The sequence below is a fragment of the Novosphingobium sp. genome, from assembly GCF_041915465.1.
Taxonomy (GTDB): Bacteria; Pseudomonadota; Alphaproteobacteria; order Sphingomonadales; family Sphingomonadaceae; genus Novosphingobium.
Map to the genome: position 1 here is coordinate 1 of NZ_JAYSBK010000010.1, position 21,386 is coordinate 21,386.

General features: G+C 64.6%; 20 protein-coding genes. 10 read left to right on the forward strand and 10 right to left on the reverse strand.

The genetic code is table 11. The features are described 5' to 3' along the window. Positions 1-1,133, forward strand: a 1,133-nt coding sequence (locus tag ACE3SN_RS03395; protein WP_374527475.1) for a CaiB/BaiF CoA transferase family protein, incomplete at its 5' end; no start/stop codon positions are given. Positions 1,134-1,264: 131 nt separating this feature from the next. Continuing rightward, complete coding sequence (locus ACE3SN_RS03400; protein WP_374527477.1) at positions 1,265-2,797, forward strand: long-chain-fatty-acid--CoA ligase; 1,533 nt, start codon at positions 1,265-1,267, stop codon at positions 2,795-2,797. 3 nt (positions 2,798-2,800) lie between these two features. Here ACE3SN_RS03400 and ACE3SN_RS03405 read toward each other — a convergent pair whose 3' ends face one another. Both ACE3SN_RS03405 and ACE3SN_RS03410 read right to left on the reverse strand, forming a co-directional pair. After that, on the reverse strand, positions 2,801-3,259 hold the full coding sequence (locus ACE3SN_RS03405; protein WP_374527479.1) for a MarR family winged helix-turn-helix transcriptional regulator: 459 nt from the start codon (positions 3,257-3,259) through the stop codon (positions 2,801-2,803). Between the two features lie 127 nt (positions 3,260-3,386). After that, the gene (locus ACE3SN_RS03410) at positions 3,387-3,806 is read right to left on the reverse strand and encodes a MarR family winged helix-turn-helix transcriptional regulator (protein WP_374527481.1); all 420 of its coding nucleotides are present in this window, start codon (positions 3,804-3,806) and stop codon (positions 3,387-3,389) included. Between the two features lie 167 nt (positions 3,807-3,973). On the opposite strand from ACE3SN_RS03410, the gene ACE3SN_RS03415 reads away from it, so the two are divergent. Then, positions 3,974-5,158 carry an acyl-CoA dehydrogenase family protein gene (locus tag ACE3SN_RS03415; protein ID WP_374527483.1) on the forward strand — a complete coding sequence of 395 codons (1,185 nt, stop codon included), beginning with the start codon at positions 3,974-3,976 and terminating at the stop codon, positions 5,156-5,158. Between the two features lie 11 nt (positions 5,159-5,169). Beyond that, positions 5,170-6,393 carry a cytochrome P450 gene (locus ACE3SN_RS03420; RefSeq protein ID WP_374527485.1) on the forward strand — a complete coding sequence of 408 codons (1,224 nt, stop codon included), beginning with the start codon at positions 5,170-5,172 and terminating at the stop codon, positions 6,391-6,393. Positions 6,394-6,514: 121 nt separating this feature from the next. On the opposite strand, the gene ACE3SN_RS03425 is transcribed toward ACE3SN_RS03420, so the two are convergent. Beyond that, complete coding sequence (locus ACE3SN_RS03425) at positions 6,515-8,692, reverse strand: TonB-dependent receptor (RefSeq protein WP_374527487.1); 2,178 nt, start codon at positions 8,690-8,692, stop codon at positions 6,515-6,517. Positions 8,693-8,841: 149 nt separating this feature from the next. Beyond that, the gene (locus ACE3SN_RS03430; protein WP_374527489.1) at positions 8,842-9,993 is read right to left on the reverse strand and encodes an acyl-CoA dehydrogenase family protein; all 1,152 of its coding nucleotides are present in this window, start codon (positions 9,991-9,993) and stop codon (positions 8,842-8,844) included. 90 nt (positions 9,994-10,083) lie between these two features. Here ACE3SN_RS03430 and ACE3SN_RS03435 point away from each other — a divergent pair, with 90 nt between their 5' ends. Beyond that, the gene (locus ACE3SN_RS03435; RefSeq protein WP_374527491.1) at positions 10,084-10,740 is read left to right on the forward strand and encodes a TetR/AcrR family transcriptional regulator; all 657 of its coding nucleotides are present in this window, start codon (positions 10,084-10,086) and stop codon (positions 10,738-10,740) included. A 4-nt stretch (positions 10,741-10,744) separates the two neighbouring features. On the opposite strand, the gene ACE3SN_RS03440 is transcribed toward ACE3SN_RS03435, so the two are convergent. Beyond that, complete coding sequence (locus tag ACE3SN_RS03440) at positions 10,745-11,167, reverse strand: heme-binding protein (protein ID WP_374527492.1); 423 nt, start codon at positions 11,165-11,167, stop codon at positions 10,745-10,747. A gap of 200 nt (positions 11,168-11,367) precedes the next feature. On the opposite strand from ACE3SN_RS03440, the gene ACE3SN_RS03445 reads away from it, so the two are divergent. The 4 genes from ACE3SN_RS03445 (at position 11,368) to ACE3SN_RS03460 (ending at position 15,766) form a co-directional block, all read left to right on the forward strand. Next, positions 11,368-12,222: an enoyl-CoA hydratase/isomerase family protein gene (locus tag ACE3SN_RS03445; protein ID WP_374527493.1), complete on the forward strand. Its 855-nt coding sequence runs from the start codon at positions 11,368-11,370 to the stop codon at positions 12,220-12,222. A 4-nt stretch (positions 12,223-12,226) separates the two neighbouring features. Continuing rightward, a complete protein-coding gene (locus tag ACE3SN_RS03450) occupies positions 12,227-13,795 on the forward strand; it encodes an AMP-binding protein (protein WP_374527495.1) in 1,569 nt (522 codons plus the stop codon). Positions 13,796-13,824: 29 nt separating this feature from the next. Further along, complete coding sequence (locus ACE3SN_RS03455; RefSeq protein WP_374527497.1) at positions 13,825-14,520, forward strand: VOC family protein; 696 nt, start codon at positions 13,825-13,827, stop codon at positions 14,518-14,520. A 91-nt stretch (positions 14,521-14,611) separates the two neighbouring features. Further along, entirely contained in the window at positions 14,612-15,766 is a 1,155-nt protein-coding gene (locus ACE3SN_RS03460; RefSeq protein WP_374527499.1) for a CaiB/BaiF CoA transferase family protein, read from the forward strand. Here the strand turns inward: ACE3SN_RS03460 and ACE3SN_RS03465 are convergent. Genes ACE3SN_RS03465 through cysD form a run of 4 tightly spaced genes read right to left on the reverse strand, consistent with a single transcriptional unit; the run spans position 15,763 to position 19,593 of the window. Continuing rightward, the gene (locus tag ACE3SN_RS03465; RefSeq protein WP_374527501.1) at positions 15,763-16,491 is read right to left on the reverse strand and encodes a 3'(2'),5'-bisphosphate nucleotidase CysQ; all 729 of its coding nucleotides are present in this window, start codon (positions 16,489-16,491) and stop codon (positions 15,763-15,765) included. The genes ACE3SN_RS03460 and ACE3SN_RS03465 overlap by 4 nt on opposite strands. A gap of 10 nt (positions 16,492-16,501) precedes the next feature. Further along, entirely contained in the window at positions 16,502-16,750 is a 249-nt protein-coding gene (locus ACE3SN_RS03470) for a DUF2061 domain-containing protein (RefSeq protein WP_374527503.1), read from the reverse strand. Between the two features lie 3 nt (positions 16,751-16,753). Next, entirely contained in the window at positions 16,754-18,676 is a 1,923-nt protein-coding gene (gene cysN / locus ACE3SN_RS03475; RefSeq protein WP_374527505.1) for a sulfate adenylyltransferase subunit CysN, read from the reverse strand. After that, positions 18,676-19,593 (reverse strand): sulfate adenylyltransferase subunit CysD, encoded by a 918-nt coding sequence (gene cysD / locus ACE3SN_RS03480; protein WP_374527507.1) that lies wholly within the window; start codon positions 19,591-19,593, stop codon positions 18,676-18,678. Before cysD ends, cysN begins: the two co-directional genes overlap by 1 nt. An 85-nt stretch (positions 19,594-19,678) precedes the next feature. Between cysD and ACE3SN_RS03485 the strand changes: the two genes are divergently transcribed. Continuing rightward, positions 19,679-20,605, forward strand: a complete 927-nt coding sequence (locus ACE3SN_RS03485) for a helix-turn-helix transcriptional regulator (RefSeq protein WP_374527509.1) — start codon at positions 19,679-19,681, stop codon at positions 20,603-20,605. On the opposite strand, the gene ACE3SN_RS03490 is transcribed toward ACE3SN_RS03485, so the two are convergent. Then, the gene (locus ACE3SN_RS03490; RefSeq protein ID WP_374527511.1) at positions 20,602-21,381 is read right to left on the reverse strand and encodes an SDR family NAD(P)-dependent oxidoreductase; all 780 of its coding nucleotides are present in this window, start codon (positions 21,379-21,381) and stop codon (positions 20,602-20,604) included. The genes ACE3SN_RS03485 and ACE3SN_RS03490 overlap by 4 nt on opposite strands. Between the last annotated feature and the right edge of the window lie 5 nt (positions 21,382-21,386).

The following is a 21,386-nucleotide window of genomic DNA, read 5'->3' on the forward strand; positions in this document are numbered from 1 at the left end:
CCGGGCCGTTCTGCGGCCAGCTGATGGGCGACATGGGCGCGGACGTGGTCAAGATCGAGCCGCCGGGCGCGGGAGATCCGATGCGCACCTGGGGCAATGGCGAGCACAAGGTCTGGTGGAGCGTGATAGCGCGCAACAAGCGTTCGGTCTCGCTCAATCTGCGCGTCGCCGAGGGGCAGGAACTGGCGCGCCGCCTCCTGGCCGATGCCGACATCATGATCGAGAATTTCAAGCCCGGCACGATGGAAAAGTGGGGCATGGGGCCAGAGGCGCTCCATGCGATCAACCCGCGCCTGATCATCGTGCGGATGTCCGGCTATGGCCAGACCGGGCCCTATTCCACCCGCGCCGGATACGGCGGGATTGGCGAGGCGATGGGCGGCTGGCGCGCGATCGTCGGCGATCCGGACCGTCCGCCCAGCCGCATGGGCGTTTCGATCGGTGATACGCTCTGCGCCACTTATGGCTGCATGGGCGCCCTGGCGGCGCTGCGCGCGCGGGAGACCAGCGGCAAGGGCCAGGTGGTCGATTCCGCGCTTTACGAGAGCGTGCTGCAGGTGATGGAAAGCCTGGTGCCGGAATACGACCTGATGGGGATCGTGCGGCAACGCTCCGGCTCGATCCTGCCGGGGATCGCGCCCAGCAACGTCTATCGCTGCAGCGACGGCGAATACATGATCGGCGGCAATGGCGACACGATCTTCGCGCGGCTTGCCCAGGCGATGGGGCGGCCCGAACTGACCAGCGATCCGCGCTATGCCACCCATGTCGCGCGCGGCACCAACCAGCGCGAACTGGATGACCTGATCAATGCGTGGACCCAGACCATGACCGTCGATCAGCTCGAAGCGCTGATGATCGAACATTCGGTTCCGGCCGGGCGGATCTACACTGGCAAGGAAATGCTGGCGGACCCGCACTTCGCCGCGCGCGAGGCGATTGTCTCGGTCGATCATCCGGAGCACGGCCAGGTCCGGATGCAGGCCCCGATGCCCAAGCTGTCGGACACGCCTTCGGCCATTCGCCGCCGCGCGCCGCTCTATCCGGGCGAGCACAACTCCGAGGTGCTGGGCGAGCGGCTGGGATTGGACGAAGCGCGACTGGAGGAGCTTCGTCAGGCCGGGATTATCTGATCCCGAGTGCGGGCATTATGGTCAATCTGTTTGACAATTTTGGTCAAGAATGGTTAGTTGCACGGCGGGATGACAGGGACGGGAAGCTGCCCGCAAGTTCCTGAAATAAATATCGGAAAAGGCCTGAAATTGTGCAGTTGACCCAGGGCGTTCATCGTTCGGCGCGCATCAATCCGAATGGCATTGCCACGATCGATGGCGAGCGCCGCCGGACCTGGGCGGAGCTGGCACGCGACGTGGCCCGGTTTGCCGCGCTGTTGCGCTCGCTCGGGGTCGGCCCCAATGACCGGGTGGCCGTGCTGGCAAACAATGGCGATCACTACTTCGACGCCTATTTCGCGATTTTCTGGGCGGGCGGGGTGATCGTTCCGCTCAACACCCGGCTGTCCGTGCCTGAACTCGCCTTCCAGATCGAGGATGTCGGCGCGGCGGTGCTGCTCGTGGGGGACGGGTTCGAGGTTCAGGCAGCCGGCCTTGCCGAAAGGTTCCCGAACCTGCTGATCGAGCACCTCGATGAAGCCGGGGGCGGGCTGCGGCGGCGGATCGCGGACCAGCCGGAACTTGAGGATGCGGGGCGGGGCGACGGCGATCTTGCCGGGGTATTCTACACTGGCGGGACGACCGGTCTGCCAAAGGGCGTGATGCTCACCCACCGCAACCTGGTGTCGGTGGCAAGCAACCTGATCATGATGATCCGCTTCGCGCCCGATTGCATCGACCTGCACTGTGCGCCGATGTTCCACCTGGCCGATATCGGACTGTTCACGGTGACGATGGTGGGCGGCGTCCATGTTTTCGCGCAGCGGCTCGATGCGGACACCATCATGGCGCTGACTGCGCGGCACAAGGTGACCCACGTCTTCACCGTACCTGCCGTGATCGACGCGCTGAGCCGGGCCGATCTTGCCGCACACGATCTCTCATCCTTGAGGATGCTGGGCTATGGCGGCTCGCCAATGCCCGCCGCGACCATCGCCCGTGCGCAGGACCGTCTGCCGGGGATCCAGTTCATCCAGGGCTTCGGGATGACCGAAATGCCTTCGATCAGCTTCCTCTTGCCCGAGCAGCACGACCCGGCCTCTGGCCACGCCAAGCTGCGTTCTGCCGGGGTGCCGGGCTATGGCTTCGAACTCAAGGTGGTCGGGCCGGACGATCAGGAACTGCCGCGCGGGCAAGTGGGTGAAATCGTCGGCCGGGGCCCGTGCGTGATGGCGGGGTACTGGAACCGCCCGGATGAAACGGCCGAGGCGCTGCGCGGCGGCTGGATGCATTCGCAGGACGCCGGCTTCATGGACGAGGATGGCTATATCACCATCACCGACCGGCTGAAGGACATGATCGTATCGGGCGCGGAGAACATCTATTCGATCGAGGTCGAAAATGCGCTCAGCCTGCATCCGCAGGTGCAGGAATGCACGGTGATCGGCGTTCCGGACGAACGTTGGGGCGAGCGTGTCCACGCCATCGTGGTGCCAGTGCCCGGCGAAGCGCCGAGCGAGCAATCCATGCTGGCCCACCTGCACGAGCGACTGGCGCGCTACAAATGCCCGAAAAGCTGGGAATTGCGCACCGAGCCGCTGCCGCGCAGCCCGATCGGCAAGGTGCTGAAGGCTGATCTGCGCAAGACCTATTGGGCAGGACGCGCCAGCGCGGTCAGCGTTTAGGGTTCACTCTTCGCCAAGAGCCAGGGCTTCGGCCTCGAAATCGATCGGATCGCCCCAGTCAACGCCGCAGGCAGCGATCAGGCCGGCCAGTTGCGGCTGGCCAATGCGTTTCGCCAGGTGCTTGGTCATGATCGTTACGGCGGTTTGCGCGTCGCGGCGCATCGGTTCGCCCATTTCGGTGAGCACCACGATCTTGGAACGCTTGTCGGAAGGATCGTCGGTGAAGCGGATCATCCCGATCTCGGCAATCTGCGACAAGGTGACGTGAACCGCCTGGCGGCTGATGCCAAGATTGCGGGCGATCTCGACCGGACGGGTCGCGCCTGTGGTGATGTTCATCATCACCATCGACTGCGAATGGGTCAGCGTCGGCCACCCGCGCGAGCGCAGGAAGCTCTGCAGGCCAGAGTCGAACCAATAAAACCCCTGCAGGAGCGACACGATCAGATAGGGAGATTGCATCGATTGCCCCGTAAATTGCACTTTTGATAGCGCATCGCCCAAAAGCCTTCCAGTCCCGCCGGAGACTATGCACCGCCTCGTGAAAATTGTCGTCCAAATTGACAATTTTTCAAGCGGGAAGTGCGCTTCAGGTCTTTTCGGGGAAACTTGCCAGCGCTTTGCGAACGACAGCAAGGGCAGGTTCGCCAATCTTGCTTGCCATCTCCGCTTCGAGTTCGCGCAGGATCTGCTGGGCGTCCTCGCGGATTGCGGCGCCCGCCGGGGAAAACTCTACCCGCTGGGCGCGGCGATCCTGCGGATCCGGGACGATTTCAATCAGTTCCTTGTCAACCATTTCGGCGAGCAGCTGGCTCATCGCCTGCCGAGACACGCCGAGGTTCTCGGCAATCCGCGAGGCCCGGTTCACGCCGTTTGCGACATTCGCGAGGACCAGCGACTGCGAGCGCGTGACGGGGCCCCAGCCCCGGCGCAACAGCCGCGCGCGCAGGCTTTCGTCGAACCAGTAATAGGCCCGCATCAGGTCCATCATCAGCAGGGAGCTTTCCATGCGCGCGATCATTCCCCCTCAAAACGGCCGGTGCAAGTCGATTCGATTGCACTGTCGCGCAGGGATGGAATAATGTAAAGTAACTTGACATTAAACTCGCAACTGACGCAGTCTGCGATCAAGCCCGCGAACGGACGGGCGGGGTGATTTGTTAGAGAGGAATGTCGATGGCGGGAGAGCTGCTGCTTACGAAATCGGGCGAACTCTGGGCCGATTGGGCCGATGCCTTTGCCGTGCGCCTGGCCGAGCGGGCCGCCGAAGCCGAAGCGCAGCGCACCATGTTGCCGGAAACTGTGCAGGAAGCACTCGACGCCGGGTTCTTTGGCATGCTCGCGCCGACCGGGGTGGGCGGGCAGGGCAGCCGCTTCAGCGAGTTCCTCGATGTGGTGCGCCGGCTTAGCCACGGCTGCGCTTCGAGCGGGTGGACGCTCTCGTTCCTCGCGCTTCATGCGTGGATGCTGTGCAAGTTCGGGCCCGAAGCCCAGGCGGAATTCTTCAAGGATGGGGCCATGCCGCTCGCCCCTGCGCCGCTCGCGCCGACGGGCAAGGCCCGCCCGGTCGATGGAGGCTACATCGTCACGGGACGGTGGGAATGGGCGACCGGCATCAACCATGCCGACTGGGTGCTGGTGAACGGCATCAACACCGAAACCATGATCCCGATTTTCTGCGCCATGTCGATCGGTCAGGCCGAGATCGAAGACGTCTGGCACGTTTCGGGCATGGCGGCCACGGGCAGCCAGGCGGTGGTGGTGAAGGACGTGTTCGTGCCTGTCCACATGACCCTGGCCGCCCCGCTGATGGCGGCGGGCGCTTCGCCGGGCGAGGCCCTGCATCCGGGGTCGACCCTGCGCGCACCGCTGCGCGCGGGCCTTGCGCTGGTGGCGGCAACCCCGGCGCTGGGTGCGGCGGAAGCGGCGCTTGAATGGTATGCCCAGCGCATGAAGACCAAGCTTCAGGCCTTCAGCGGCGGTGCCAAGCAGGGCGAGCTTCAGACCACCCACCTGCGCCTGGGCGAAGCGATGGGCGATGTGCGCGCCGCCCGGCTGATCTGGGATGAGGCCTGCCGGGTGCTCGACCGCGAAGGGCCCAACGGTGCAGACACCCCGCTCGACGTGCAGGTTGGCCTGCGGCTTGCGGCGGCACAGATCGTGCGGCTCGCCAATTCGGCGGTCAACACGCTCGCCGCCGCCGCCGGGGCCAGCGCCTCGCTGCTCAGCGCCCCGCTTCAGCGCCAGCTGCGCGACGTGCAGGTGATGCGCGGCCACGTGATGTTCGATTGGGATCGCACCGCGGTGCTGGCCGGCAAGGTTGCGCTCGGCTTTCCGACCACGCCTGCCGATCTGCTCTGAGGGGACGGACGATGCACGATCAGATCAGCCTCGATATCGGCAATCCCGATACGTTCGCGCATGGGCACCCGTACGCGATCTATGACCGGATCCGCGAGACACAGCCGGTCTGGCGCCATCCGGCGTCAGACCTTGTTCCGGCGATGTGGGCATTGACCCGGTTCGAGGATATCCGCGCGGTATCGCTGGACAGCGAGAGCTTTACCTCCACCCAGGGCTTCATCGTGCCGACCAGTTCGCGGCGCGACATCGACCCCGAGATCGGGATTGCCTTGTCGCGCTTCATGCTGGCGATGGACAATCCCGAGCACAAGGACTTCCGCAATGTCGTCGCCTCGGCCTTCATGCCTTCGGCGCTGGCCGCGGTGCAGCCCCGGATCCAGACCTCGGTCGATCGCCTGATTGCCGACCTTGCCGGCAAGGACGAGGTCGACTTCGTGACCGAAGTGGCGGCCATCGTCCCGATCAAGACGGTCTGCGCGGTCATGGGCATTCCGGAAGAAGACGAATGGCGCGTGTTCGAGTTCACCAACACGGTGTTCGGAATCGACGATCCCGAGCTTGCGCCGACGCCGGAAGTCACCAACGCGCGGTACCGCGAACTGTTCGACTATGGCTGGAACCTGTTCGAAGCGCGGCGCCGCGAACCGCGTGACGACGTGCTCTCGAAGATTGCCAATGCCACGGTCGGCGGCCGCCCGCTGACCCCGATCGAGCAGAAGAGCTTCTTCTCGAACATGATCTCGGCCGGCAACGAAACGACGCGCAGCACGCTGGCCGGGTCGATCTGGGCGCTGGCGAAGAACCCGGACCAGCGCCGCTTGCTGCTGGACGACATGTCGCTGCTCCCCTCGGCGGTGAACGAGCTGATCCGCTGGTTCTCTCCGGTCTACCACTTCTCGCGCGTGGCGAAGCAGGACACCGTCGTTGGTGGTCAGCCGATCAAGGCGGGTGAGCACGTCGCGATGCTTTACGGCGCGGGCAATCATGACCCGGCGATGTTCCCCAATCCGCACCAGCTCGACCTGCGCCGCGAAAACGCCAAGGCCAACATCGCGTTCGGCTATGGCGTGCACCACTGCCTCGGCTCGCGCCTTGGCATCATGCAGCTGAACCTGATCCTGGCGGCCTTCCTGAAGGCTTTCCCGCACTACGAAGTCACGGGCGAGCCGTTCTATGTCCGCTCCAACCTGGTTCAGGCGATGAAGGTGCTGCCGGTCCGCTTGCAGGGATAATCTGCGCCATCAGCCAAAGGAAAACCCCCGGGGCCATCCGACCCCGGGGGTTTTTCTGTGCCGTGTTCTAACCCGTTCCGACCCGCAGCTGCCGCAGCAGGCGCGGGCCGGCCGGTCTCGATCAGAACTCCTTGCGGATCCCGAAGGTGATCGTGCGCGGATCGTTCAGCGCGCCGACCACGCCCATTCCGATCGGGCTGCCGAACGAGAAGGTGCGGTAAACCTCCTTGGTCAGGTTCGCGCCGTTGACGAAGAAGCTGATCCCTGCCGGCTCGTAGGTCAGCTGTACGCGCGCGCTGACCAGATCATAGGGATGGCTGGTGTTGTCGCCCGGGGCCGACGCCGGCTGGTGCAGGAACGAGTCAGAATGGACCCACTGGCCAAAGCCCGACAGCGTGAAGCTGTCCGACAAGGCAAGGTTGAAGCGCATGCCCAGGGTCGAGGTGAAGCGCGGCGAGCGCTGCATCCGTTCGCCGTTGGCCAGCTTGGCCTCGGGGTTCCAGGCGAGGTTGCCATAGGCGGTAAGTCCCGAGCTCAGCTTGAGCTGCCCTTCGGCCTCGAACCCGCTGCTCTTCGCGTCAAGCGAGCGGACCTGAAAGGCGCGCGCGGTCGAATTGTAGAAGCTGTCCTGATAGTTCTTGATGTCGAGGTGGTAAGCCGCCAGCGACAGGTAGAGGCGGCCATCCAGGAAACGGCCCTTGACGCCCGCCTCGATGGTGGTGACGCGCTCGGTCGGGACCACGAACGGGGTGGGGTGCTGAACGGCGAGACCGGCCTGGTTGACGAAGCCCGAACCCTTGTTGCCCTGACCGCCCGAGATGTAGATGGTCGAAGTTTCGCTGGGGTTATAGCTGAGCGTGCCGGAGAAATCGAAAGTCGTATCGGTGACCTTGGTCCGGTAGAGCGGCGTCGGTGCGGCAAGCGCAACCAGCCCGGTCGGGAAGCCGAGGTCGTTGATCAGGCGGCGCTGATAGTCGGCATCCTTCTTGTCGCTGGTCAGGCGGCCGCCGACATTGAACTGGAGGTTGTCGGCGATATGCCAGGTGGCCTGGCCAAAGCCCGCGATGGTGTCTTCCTTCTGGTTGAAGCGCTGGCCGGTGGTGCCGTTATATACCCCGAAGAAGTTGTTGTAGAAGCTGAGGTAATCGTACTTCGTGGTCGAGTGCAGATAGAACGCGCCGACGATGTATTCGATCGGCTTGCCGCCCGGCGAAGTCAGGCGCACTTCCTGGGAGAACTGGCGGAAATTTTCGTTGAACTGCGAGAACAGCGCGCTTTGCGGAGTTGAATCCGAGTCAAAGCCGTTCTGGAAGTCGAAGCGCGAATAGCCCGAGGTCGCCGTCAGGGTGTAATCATTTCCCAGGTCCAGCTTGATTTCCAGGCTGTGGTCCTGGCCCTTCTGGAAGTCCATCGGATCCCCGGCCGCACCGGCGCTTTCATACTTCACATAGTTTTCAAGGCCGCCATCGGCGACGCCCAGCGCCTTGAGGCCGGTCACGTTCTGGTTGGCAATGAATTCAAAGGCATTGCCTGTGATATCGAGGCGGCTGAACTGGGTCTTGGCCTTGATGGAGAGCGTATCGGTCGGATCCCAGACCGCGATCGCGCGCACCACATAGCGATCGCCCGAGGCTTCGTTGCGGTTCTTGGTGATGTTTTTGACGAACCCGGCCTGGTTGTCATACTGGGCGGCGACGCGGAACTTGAATGTGTCGCTGGGCACCACGTCGACAGCGCCTTCGAGGGAATAGCTGCCATAATTGGCTTCGACCTGGCCCTGCAGATAGCCGCCGGTCTTGTTGCCGGGTCCGCGCGAGATCACGCTGACCGCGCCGACCGACGTGTTCTTGCCGAACAGCACGCCCTGGCTGCCCTTGACCACTTCGACCCGTTCGACGTCGAACAGCGCATCGCGGTACTGGCGGGCGCGGGGATGGTAGACGCCGTCGACGAACAGGCCGACCGATTGTTCGAACACCTGGCTGCCGGCCGAAGTGCCGACGCCGCGCAGGCTGACTCCGCTAAGGTTGCCGGGGGATTCGTGCATGGTGAAGCCCGGCACGTTGGCCGATAAGGTCTTGATTTCGATGACGCCCATCGTGGCGACCTGGTCGCCGCTGACGACGTTGATCGTCATCGGGGTCTTTTCCAGCTTGGTTTCGCGCTTCTGGGCAGTGACGATGATTTCACCGAGACCCGAATCATTATTGTCCGCTTCCTGCGCCAGGGCCTGGCTGGCCATGGTCAGTGCGATCGCCGAAGCGGTCCCGCGCACGAGGAATCGTTGTGCCCTTTTCATGCTTCTTCCCTCCCGTGAGAGCTGATTGTCAGCTTCTACAAGTCAATCAAGTTGACGAGTAACCGGTGCTGGGGCTTTGTCAACTTGATTGTCAACAATTGGATGCAATTTGGGCGGACGGGGTGATGAACCGGCGCGGCGATGCGGGGTCAGATCAAGGGATGATTGGTCGGTAGCCCCAATTGCATACGGCCGGTCTGTTCACGGCTGACGTCCCAGTCCCAGAAGGCATGCGAGCAGACGGTATTGAGATCGCGCCAGATCCGCTGCAGCGGCTGGTCGAGGTGGAAGTTCGAAGCGCCCGCCGCGCCCATCATGGCATTGACCGTGTCGCGGCACAGCTTGGAGATGAAGGCTGTCTGGCCCTTGATCGCCAGCCGGTCTGCCAGCTCGAAGGGGCGGCTGTGCAGGATCGTGTCGACGCAGCCATAGGTCGCCCGCGCAAGCTCGCTTGCCGCACGGGTCGCGATCTCGAACTCGCCCAGGGTGACGTGGGTCTGTTGCTGGTCCTTGTGGACCACGCCGCTGAAGTTGCGCACCCGGCGGGCGATGATCTGGGCGAACTCGGCAAAAGCTCCTTTCAGGCTCCCGGTCAGGACCGGCAGAATGGTGCAATAGGCCGAGGCGAGGAACGGGATCGAATAGAGCGGATTCGCGTGAATCCGCGACCCCTCGCTTGAACCGCCGTGGAATTCCATTGCCGTGAGCGCATGGTTGTCAGGCACGAACACCTTGCGCGCGACATAGTCGTTGCTGCCGGTGCCGGCCATGCCGGCAAAGTGCCAGTTGTCGATGACCTCGACATTCTCGATCGGCATCAGGAACGAGCGCGGTCCATCCTCTGCCCTGCCGCTCATAAGCACCCAGTCGGCATGCATCACGCCCGAACCCCAGGATGCCTGGCCGCTCACTTCCCAGCCGCCTGCAACCTTGCGCGCGTCCATATCGGCGGCCGATGCCGCAGGTAGCAGGGTATAGCCATAAGGGCCGAACAGTTCCTCTTGCGTGGCTTCGGGGAACTTGGCGACATAGATGTTGTGGCTGATGTAGAAGGCTGCGATCCAGCCGGTCGAGGGGCAGGCTGCGCTGATGATTTCGACCACGTCGAGCATGGTCTTCAGGCTGGCTTCGGAGCCGCCCCAGCGCTTCGGCACGAACATCTGGATGAGTTCAGCGTCGATCAGGTCGCGGATCGAATCGTCGTGCGGCTTGCGCTGCTCTGCCGTTTGTGCGGCCCGGGCGCGAATTGCCGGGGCGAGGGCGCGGGCACGCGCGATCAGTTCGGCGTCGGTGGCAGGCATCGTCAACTCCCTTGAAGGTTTGCCCCAATGGATGACGAGTAAATATACATTTGTCTAATAAAATCTCCGCAAGCGTGCTAGGAGGGTGGCATGACCATCATTTCCGCCAAGCGCCGCCGGGGACGACCCGCGCAGTCCGAGCAGCCGGCGCTCAACGACGATGCGTGCCTCGATGCCGCACTTGCAGCATTTGCCGAGCGCGGGTTCGAAGGGGCCTCGATCCGCGAGATTGCCGCTGCCTGCGGGGTCAGCCACGGGCTGCTGAGCGTGCGGTTCGGCTCAAAGCAGGCACTGTGGGAATCGGCGGTGGAACACGGCATGGGGCGCCTGCACAACCGGATGGTCGAGCGGCAGGCCCGGATGCCGGACAGTGTCGGAATCGAGGAGCGCTTTCGCGCCGCCTGTGTCGATTTCCTCGAATCGGTGGCGGCCTTTCCGGCGATCATCCAGTTGATGAACGTCGAGGGCGCCTGTCCGGGCGAGCGGCTGAACTACATCGTCGCGACCTTCTTCCGCGCGCGCAGCTGGCCGATCGCGACCCTGCTGGAAGAGGGCCAGGCAAAAGGCGTGTTCCGCCCGGTTCACGTCACCATTCCCTTCACGCTGCTGGCGCATGGGGCGGGGGCGCTGATTGCACTGCGCCCGCTGGTCGAAGCGGTGGACGTGCGCTTCAGCAACAGGCCCGAAGCGATCGCGCGCACGATCGCGGAGTCGGTTGACCTGATCGTGCGCGGATTGAAGGCCTGAAAGTTTAGAGCCCCGCTGCGGCGAGGGCGGCCTGCGCCACTGCCATGTCGTGGGTGTAGTGGCCGCCGCTGACCCCGATCCCGCCAACGACTTCTCCGTTCACTTTGATCGGATAGCCGCCGCCGAACACGACTAGGCGCGCCGTGTGGACGATGCCGGTGTTGAGCGGCGCGTCATCCTTGATGAAATCGTGCCATTCGTGCGTCGCCATGCCGAACGAGACGGCGGTATAGGCCTTGTCCTGCGCGATCTGGACTGAAAGCAGCGCGGCCTTGTCCATCCGCAGGAATTGCACCAGCGTGCCCGATGGGTCGCAGATCGCGATGCACATCGGAATGCCCATTTCGCGCGCCTTGGCAATGGCGCCCTGCGTCAGGGTTTCGGCGAGTTCGTTGGAAATCGTCTGGATGGTCAAGGTCTGCGCCACGGCCGGGTCTCCTCGGGGATTGTCAATTCGGGCGACGATCTCCGCTCGCTCCAACAAAGCAGGCCGCGCCGCTCAAGCGCTTTGAACAAGCGGAATTGTCAGGTCAATGTAAATTTAATTGACATTATTTTGAGGTCGGGCGACTGTTTATGGCAAAGGCGCGCCCGCTGCGCGGTAGCAGCGCCGGGAGAGGAAGAGAGATGGACTACCGCCACCTGAACGTCACCCGCGACGGCCACGTTATCACTTGCAGGATGAGCAATCCACCGTTGCAGGTGCTCAATTCGCGGATGCTGGCGGAGCTTCATACCCTGCTGACCGAGGTGGAAAACGATCCCACGGTCCGCGTGTTCCTCGTCACCGGCGAAAACGGCGTGTTCCTGCGCTGGATGGACCTCAACGAAATGCAGGACCATGCCGAGGGGCGGCGCGAGGAAACCGGCGGCCAGTCGCGCGCCGAGGAACTGCTTGAAATCGCTCGCGCGATCCCCTCTTCGATGAGCAGCATCCACGAACTGGCGCTGCGCATCCAGAACCTGCCCGCCGTCACCGTGGCGGCAATCAACGGCGTGGTCGGTGGGGGCGGATGCGAATTTTCGCTCTCGTTCGATTTCCGCCTGATGATGGATCACCCTGAAGGCAGCTTCGCGCTGCCGCAGACCAGCTTTGGCCTGGTGCCGGGCGGCGGCGGGGCGTGGCACTGCGTGCGCCTGCTGGGCCGGGCCAAGGCGCTCGATGTGCTGCTGCATGGCGAATTTCTGGCCCCGGCCAAGGCGCTGGAACTGGGGCTGATCTCGCGGCTTTATTCGCCCGAGACCTTCGACGAGGAAGTGGCCGCTTTCGTTGCCAACATGGCCGCCCGCGCACCGCTTGCGCTGCGCGGGGTCAAGACGCTGGTGAACTTTGGCACCAACCAGGGGCAACGCGATTTCCTGGCGCTGGAAAGCGTTGAACTGGGCAAGGTGATCCAGAGCGAGGACGTGAAGAACGCGCTGGGGATGTGGCTCGCCAATCCCGATCCGGCCGCTTACAAGCCGGTGTTCGAAGGGCGTTGAGACGATGACTTTGTTCGATCCTGCAGCGATTGATCCTTATGCCGACAAGGACGTCCACTGGCTGCTGCGCGCCCAGGCCGAGCGGCGCGGGGCGGAACCATTCCTGATCTGGGAGCCGTTCACCGGAGAGGGGCGTATCTGGTCCTACGCCGAATTCTATGCCGAGGTCCGCGATGTCGCGGCGGGGCTGCGCGCGCGCGGAATCGGCAAGGGCGATTTCCTGCTGCTCCACGCCAATAATTGCCCGGAATTCCTGCTGACTTGGTATGCCTGCGCGCTGATCGGCGCGGTGGTCGTCACCACCAACCCGCGCGCCGGGCTGGGCGAGATGGTCTATTTCATCGAGCATTCGGGCGTGAAGGCGGCGGTGGTCGAAAGCGGCTATCTGGACCTGATTGCCGAGACCGGCGCGAAGTTTGACTGGGTGGCCGCCATCGCAACGCCGGAAGACGGCGATGCGCCGCTGCCGGCTGGCGTGCTGCCGTTCGGCGCGATTGTGGGCGACGGCGCATCGCAGGTGTTCGATCCGCTCGATCCGATGACCCGGATCTCGGTGCAATATACCTCGGGCACTACCTCTCGGCCCAAGGGCGTGGTCTGGACCCATGCCAACGTGCTGTGGGGCGCACAGGTGGGCGCGGCCCACAACCAGCTGCGCACCGACGATTGCGCGCTGGTGTTTACCCCGCTGTGCCATACCAACGCGATGAGCTGGGGCCACTTCCCGGTGATGTGGTCAGGCAGCCGGATGGTGTTGCAGCCGAAATTTTCCGCCAGCCGGTTCTGGCCGGTTTCGGTCAAGCACGGCTGCACCTGGGGCAATGTCATTCCCTTCGCGCTGCAGGCCGCGATTGCGCAGGGCATTCCCGATCAGCACAGCTTTCGTCACTGGGTGGTCGGCGCGGCCAACATCGGCGATCTGGAACCGCTGCTGCGCCTGACCATCGTCGGTGCCTGGGGCATGACCGAGACGGTCACCCACGGCACCTTCACGCCGCCCCAACTACCCGCCGCGCCGCGCTCGATGGGGCTGCCCGCCCCGGAATACGAGATCAAGGTGGTCGACGATGCGGGGGCGCCGGTTGCCAAGGGCGAGACGGGCAACCTCAAGATCCGGAGCAAGCGCGGGCGCGCGCTGTTCCTTGAATATCTCAACAACCCCGAGGCTACCGCCGCCAGCTTCGATGCCGATGGCTGGTTCGATACCGGCGACCGCGTGTGGCAGGCCGAGGAGGGCCACCTGCGCTTTGCCGACCGGGCCAAGGACATGCTCAAGGTTGGCGCGGAAAACGTCGCGGCGAGCGAGATCGAGGCGGTGATCGCCACTGTTCCCGGTGTGCAGGAAGTCGCCATCGTCGGGCGTCCGCACCCGATGCTGGATGAAGTGCCCGTGGCCTTCATCATTTCCCCTCAGCCGGGCGACGCGCTGCGCGAGGCCGTGCTGGAGGCATGCCGCCACGAACTGGCCAGCTTCAAAGTGCCGGTCGACGTGCGGTTCATGGACGAATTTCCGCGCTCGGAACTCAACAAGGTCGCCAAGAAGGAACTGCGCGATCTTGCCAAGACCAGCTGATCCAGGATCGTTATCGAGGAGATGAACCGATGACCAAGACCCTATCCCAGCATCCCGTAGGGGTGCATCACATCGCCTTCATGGCCGGGGACATGAAGAAGCAGCTGGAATTCTTCACGCAAGTGCTCGGCTTCCCGCTGGTCGCGATTTTCGAAATGCACGGCGTCGAAGGGGCATCGCATGCCTTCCTGAAGATGGCGGATGACAGCCTGTTCAGTCTGGTGCACGTGCCGGGCGGGGAAAAGATCCCCAGCACGATCGGGGTGACCCATGCCGGCCGGGGAGAAATCCCCTGCGCGCCGGGCGTGATGCAGCACATCGCCTTCCGCGTGCCTGATGAAGCCGCGCTCTATGCCATGCGCGACCGCGTGCGCAGCCACGGCGTGCCGATCGTCGGTCCGATCGATCACGGCTTTTGCAAGTCGCTCTATTTCGCGGGTCCGGAGAACATGACGCTGGAAATCGCGCTGCAGTATCGCATGCTCGATGCGGCGACCTGGGTCGATCCGGCGATTCTGGCCAGCCACGGCGTGACGCCCGACGAAATGCAGGCGATGATCAATCCGCCGCCCTATACCGGGCCCGAAAAGCTGCCCCAGCCGGCCTTTGACCCGGCCAAGCCGCATCTCGACTATCCCAAGGAGGTCTATGAAAAGATGCTGGTGACGCCCGACAGCGTTTACGAAGGTCTGCCGCCTTACGAGCCGCCGGCGCGCAGCGCCTGATTTTTTTTGGGTCGGGGCGCGCGCGCCGCCCCTTTCCCTGCGTCCCCGAGTTGTGGCATCGGCCTGTCCTTGTCAGGGAGGATAAGGCCGCATGGGCATGCTCGAAGGTATCAAGGTCGTCGATCTCACCAGCGTGGTCTTCGGACCCTATGCAACGCAGATCCTCGCCGATCTGGGCGCGGACGTGATCAAGGTCGAGGGGCCGGGGATCGGCGATGCCTTCCGCTGGTCGGCGGCGCCTGCCGCCACGCCGGGCATGGCGCCTGGCTTCATGGCGCTCAACCGCGGCAAGCGCTCGATCGCGCTCGATCTCAAGGCCGAGGCCGACAACGCCGTTATGCAGGACCTGCTGCGCGAGGCGGACGTGTTCGTGGTCAACGTTCGGGGCAAGGCGCTCGAACGGCTGGGGCTGGACTATGCCAGCGTCAAGGCGCTGCGGCCCGATATCATCTATGTCCACTGCGTCGGGTTCGGGCAGGACGGCCCCTATGCCGATCTTCAGGCCTATGACGACGTTATCCAGACCGCCAGCGGCACGGCCACGCTGCTGCCGCGCGTCGATGGCAATCCCCGCCCGCGCTATCTGCCTTCGCTGATCGCCGACAAGGTGGCGGGGCTGCACGCGGCCTATGGCGCGATGGGGGCGCTGTTCCACCGCCAGCGCACGGGCGAGGGGCAACTGGTCGAAGTGCCGATGTTCGAGGTGTTCGCCAGCTTCATGATGCTGGAGCATCTGGGCGGGCAGACCTTCGATCCGCCCAACGCGCCGGTCGGCTATGCCCGGCAGGTCGATCCCTATCGCCAACCGTTTCCGGCCAGCGACGGGGCGGTCAGCATCGTGATGTATACCCACGATGCCTGGGACCGGGTTTTCACCGTGCTGGAAGACCCCGAGTTCATCAAGCAGGAACGCTTTAACGTGCCAGGCGGACGCGCCGCGCACCAGGATGAGCTCTATCAGCACATCGCCGAACTGACGCCCAACTTCACCGTCGCGGAACTGGTCAGCCGCTGCCACGCCGTGCAACTGCCCGCACAGGCCGTGCGCGACCTGGGCGAGGTGATCCATGACGAGCACCTCAATGCCGTGGGCTTCTTCCGCCGGCGCGAGCATCCCAGCGAAGGCGCCTATTTCGAACAGGCGCAGCCCGTGCGCTTTTCCGCCGGAATCCCGGCGCAGGTGGCCATGCCGCCGCGGCTGGACGAGCAGGGCGCGGAAATCCGAGGGCAGCTGAAGAAGGGTTAAAGCCCCTTCAGTGCCTCGAACACCAGCGGTGCGTGCTCCGGGCGGCAGACCAGCAGGTCCGGCATATAGGTGTCGCGCTGGTTGTAGATCAGCGGGCTGCCATCGATCCGGCTGACGTGGAGGCCATGCGCCAGCGCCACGGCGGCTGGCGCGCAGCTGTCCCACTCGTATTGTCCGCCGGTGTGGAGGTAGATGTCGGCCTGCCCAAGCACCACGGCCATGGCCTTGGCCCCGGCGCTGCCCATCGGGATGATCTCGGCATCGAGCGCGGCTGCGACGCCCATCGCCTCTGCGGCAGGGCGGGTGCGGCTGACGACCATGCGCAGGCGCTCGGGCGCCGGGGGTACGACGACCGGGCGGTCGCTGCGCAGCACTGCATCCGCACCGGGCAGGGCCACCGCGCCAAGCACCGGCTTGCCATCGACCGCGAGTGCAACGTGGACCGCCCAGTCGACGCGCTCCTCGCCATATTCGCGGGTGCCGTCGACTGGGTCGACGATCCAAACCCGGCTTTGGCTCAGGCGTTCGGCGCTGTCCTTTTCCTCTTCGGACAGCAGGCCGTCGTCGGTGCGCGCCTCGCGCAGGGCCTCGACCAGAAAGCGGTTGGCAACCGCATCGCCGGCATTGCCCAGCGCCTTGCCCGAAAACACGCCCGATCCGCGCACTTCGAGCAACAGTCGCCCGGCCACTTCGGCCAGATGGGCGGCAAGTTCGGCATCGGTCATTCGGCAGGCCTCAGATTTCGGCGGCAGGATCGGCGGGCAAGCGATCTACGCCCCATTTTACCGAGCTCCAAACGCGTTCGTGGAAATAGTACAGCAGCACCTTAGTGATCACCTCGGTCGAGGCAATCGCCCCGGCCGCCTTGGGGCTGCCGGTAAAGAACCAGCTGAGCATGAACGTGTCGATGCTGCCCAGAATGCGCCAGGAAACGCCTTTGACGAAGGATCGGCTATGCGTTTCGTGGCCATTGAACAGCAGCATGGCTCAGGCATCCCCCAACAGATGGTCGACAATCAGATCGGCCGCCTGTTCGGGGGTGATCTGGGTTGTATCGATCCTGATCTCGGGCGAAATCGGCGCTTCGTAAGGGCTGTCGATTCCGGTGAAGTTCTTAAGTTCGCCCGAACGTGCTTTCTTGTATAGCCCCTTCACATCGCGCGCTTCGGCATCGGCCAGCGGGGTGTCGATGTGCACCTCGATGAACTCGCCCTCGGGCAGCATCGCGCGGACCATTTCACGCTCGGCCCGGAACGGCGAGATGAAGGCGGTGAGCACGATCAGGCCGGCGTCGGCCATCAGCTTGGCCACTTCGCCCACGCGGCGGATGTTCTCGATCCGGTCGGCCTCGGTAAAGCCAAGGTCGCGGTTGAGGCCGTGGCGCACGTTGTCGCCATCGAGCAGGAAAGTGTGCCGGTTCATCCGGTGCAGCTTCTTTTCGACCAGGTTGGCGATGGTCGACTTGCCCGCGCCCGACAGTCCGGTGAACCACAGCACGGCGGGCTTCTGGTTCTTCAGATAAGCATGCTGTTCGCGGGTGATGTCGACCGCCTGCCAGTGCACGTTCTGCGAGCGGCGCAGGCTGAAATGCAGTATCCCGGCGCCCACCGTGCGGTTGGTCAGCTTGTCGATCAGGATGAACCCGCCCAGCGTGCGGCTCTGCTCGTAGGGTTCGAACACCAGCGGCTTGTCGGTGGCAATCTCGACCACGCCGATCGCGTTGAGATCAAGCGTCTTGGCGGCGAGATGTTCCAGCGTGTTGACGTTGATCGTGTACTTGGGCGCCTGCACCGTCACCGAAACGGTCTGGGTGCCAAGCTTGAGCCAATAGGCGCGGCCAACGTGGAGCGCTTCGTCGTCCATCCACACCAGCGTCGCCTCGAACTGGTCGGCGGCCTGCGGCGGGGCATCGGCGGCGGCGATCACATCGCCGCGCGAACAGTCGATCTCGTCGGCCAAGGTCAGCGTAACCGACTGGCCGGCAACGGCCTCGTCCAGATCGCCCTCCAGCGTGACGATCCGTGCCACAGTGCTGGTCTTGCCCGAAGGCAGCACGCGGATCGCATCCCCGGGTTTGACGCTGCCGGTCGCGATCAGGCCCGCGAAGCCCCGGAAATCGAGATTGGGGCGGTTGACCCACTGCACCGCCATGCGGAAGGGCTTGGCCTGATCGGTGGTGGTATCGACCTCGACCGTCTCGAGCTGCTCGACCAGCGTCGTGCCCGCATACCACGGCGTGTTGGTGGACAGGGCGGTGATGTTGTCACCCTTGAAGCCCGAGATCGGGATCGCGGTGAAGCTTTCGATGCCGATCGAGGCTGCGAATTCGCCGTAATCGGCCACGATCTTGTCGAACACCTCCTGGCTGTAATCCACCAGGTCCATCTTGTTCACGGCCAGCACCAGATGGCGGATGCCGATCAGGTGGCACAGGTACGAATGGCGGCGGGTCTGCGGCAGCACGCCCTTGCGCGCGTCGATCAGGATCACGGCGAGATCGGCGGTCGAAGCGCCGGTCACCATGTTGCGGGTGTACTGTTCGTGGCCGGGGCAGTCCGCGACGATGAACTTGCGCTTTTCGGTGCTGAAGAAGCGATAGGCGACGTCGATGGTGATGCCCTGTTCACGCTCGGCGGCAAGCCCATCGACCAACAGAGCGAAGTCGATCTCCTGGCCCTGGGTGCCAACTTTCTTGCTGTCATTCTCCAGCGCGGCGAGCTGGTCCTCGAAGATCATCTTCGAATCGTAAAGCAGCCGCCCGATCAGGGTCGACTTGCCATCGTCCACGCTGCCGCAGGTGATGAAGCGCAGCATGGTCTTGTGCTGGTGCTGGTCGAGGTAGGCCTCGATATCCTCGGCGATCAGGGCTTCGGTCTGGTAGACCGGCGCGGTTGCGGTCATATCGGTCATCAGAAATACCCCTGCTGCTTCTTCACTTCCATGCCCGCGCCGCCAGCGTCCTTGTCGATCACGCGGCCCTGGCGTTCGCTGGTGGTGGTAAGCAGGGTTTCCTGGATCACTTCGGGCAAGGTCTTTGCCGTGCTCTCCACCGCGCCGGTCAGCGGGAAGCAGCCAAGGGTGCGGAAGCGGATCGAGCGGTTGACGATTTCGGGGCGGTGACCCAACACCTTTTCCAGGCGTTCGATATCGTCGGCCATGAACAGGCCGCCCTCCCATTCGAAGGTCGGACGCTCTTGTGCGAAATAGAGCGGCACGATCGGCACGTCGTTGAGCTGGATGTACTGCCAGATATCCAGTTCGGTCCAGTTCGAGATCGGGAACACGCGGATGCTCTCGCCCTTGTTCTTGCGGGCGTTGTAGAGGTTCCACAGTTCCGGGCGCTGGTTCTTGGGGTCCCAGCCGTGGCTGGCGGTGCGGAACGAGAATATCCGCTCCTTGGCGCGGCTCTTTTCCTCGTCCCGGCGCGCGCCGCCGAAGGCCGCATCGAAGCCCCACTTGTCGAGCGCCTGCTTCAGCCCCTCGGTCTTCCACATATCGGTGTGCAGCGCGCCGTGATCGAACGGGTTGATCCCCCGCTCCGCCGCTTCCGGGTTCTGATAGACCAGCAGCTCCATGCCGCTTTCCTCGGCCATGCGGTCGCGCAGGGCGTACATATCCTTGAATTTCCACGTGGTATCGACGTGGAGCAGGGGGAAGGGCGGCGGCGCGGGATAGAACGCCTTGCGCGCCAGGTGCAGCATCACCGCAGAGTCCTTGCCGACCGAATAGAGCATGACCGGACGTTCCGCCTCGGCCACCACTTCGCGCATGATGTGGATCGCCTCGGCCTCAAGCCGCTGGAGGTGGGTAAGGGTCTTGCCGGTCATGCCTGTCCTTCGCGTGGCAACCTGTGAATGCCTGCGCAGATAGGTGGGGTGACAAAGCCTCGCACCTCCCATATGGGAGGTAGCCATGTTGACCAGCGCCGACGAGACCGATCTGCTGATCCCGCTGCTTGGCGGCGGAGCCGATGGCGCGCGCTTTGCCTCGTTCCTTGACCGGCTAATCCGCCGCACGCAGGCCGATACGGCCGCGCTAGTGCTCGAAGGCGCGGTGTTTGAGCGAGGCGAGGGGCTGGGCACCCTGGTTCAGTGCATTCGCGCTGCCGGCTTGCGGCGCGGGCGCGTCTATGCGCTGGCGGAATTGACCGATGAAGACGGCTGTGCAGACGATGCCCGCGTCCTGCGCTTGCCGGGGGATGACCCGGCCTGGCTGGCAATCACGCGCGCCGATGGCTGCCGCGCGGCGGACAGCGCGCTGCTTTCCGCGCTGGCGCCCTATGTCGGCATGGCGCTGCGCCAGTTCCGCGCCGAGCAGCGCCATGCTGCACAGGCCGCCGCCAGCGCCGCAGCGTTTGAACGGGCGGGGGCGGGCTGGTTGCTGCTCGATGCCGAAGGGCGCGTGGTCGAGGTGGGGCCGGGTCTGGCCGAACGCTTCGAAGCGGCGGGCCTCAGGCTGCGCGTGGGCGAGCGGCTGGGCGGTTTTGTCCCCGGCGATGCGCCGCGCGCCGCCGTGCTCAGCGTTGCGCCCCGGATCGAAGCGGTGCTGATGCCCAGCGACCTGCCCGGCGCAGCGACGATGGCGCTATGCCGCTTTGCCGCCGCCGGGGAACAGCCGTCTGCACCGCTGTTCGCCGCGCTTACCGGCCTTCCGCCGCGCGAAGCCGAGTTCGCCGTCGCCTTGGCGCGCGGTGCCTCGATTGCCGAAGCAGGAGAGGCGCTGGGCCTTACCCTTGAAACCGCGCGCAATTACTCGAAGCAAGCCTATGCCAAGCTCGGCCTGCGTGGGCAGGCCGAGCTGGTGCGCCGCTTCTGGGAAAGCGGGGCCAGTCTCGCCTAAGCGTTCCTTGCCATCAGCCCGCCGTCCACCGGGATCGTCACGCCAGTCAGGAACGAAGCTGCGGGAAGGCACAGGCTCAGCGTCATGTGCGCCACTTCCTCCGGCAGGCCATAGCGGCGCAGCGCGGTGCGGCGGTGGGCATAGGTTTCCTTGTCGCCTTCGGGCACGTTGGCGGTCATGCCGGTGCGGATCGGGCCCGGGCAGATGCAGTTGACCGTGATCCCCTCGCGCCCCAGTTCCACCGCCAGCGCGCGGGTCAGGCCGGTGACGCCCGCCTTGGCCGCGGCATAGGGGCTGTCGCGCGAGGTGGCACCGAGCGCTTCGGTCGAGGCGATGTTGACGATGCGCGGCGCGGCTGATTTGCGCAGGTGCGGCAGGGCGGCGCGGATGATGCGCTGGTGCGCGGTCAGCAGGATCGTGACCGCGCGGTTCCAGATCCCTTCATAGGCATCGTCATCGTCGATCGGGCAGAACGCCGAAATCCCCGCGTTGTTGACCACCGAATCGAGGCTGCCGAAATGCACCGCGACATCGTTCACCACGGCCTTGATCGCGTCCGCATCGCTGACGTCGAGCGGCCAGGCCTGAGCTGACAGGCCCCGCGCGCGCAGCTCTGCCGCGATATCCTCGATCGGGGTGCCGGGCAGGTCGGTGACGGCGACGTTCGCGCCTTCGGCCGCGAAAACCTGCGCCGTGGCGCGGCCCATGCCGCTGCCCGCGCCCGTGACCAGAACCGTCAGCCCCTTCATCGACCGGATAAGCTGCACTTCAGACATTATCC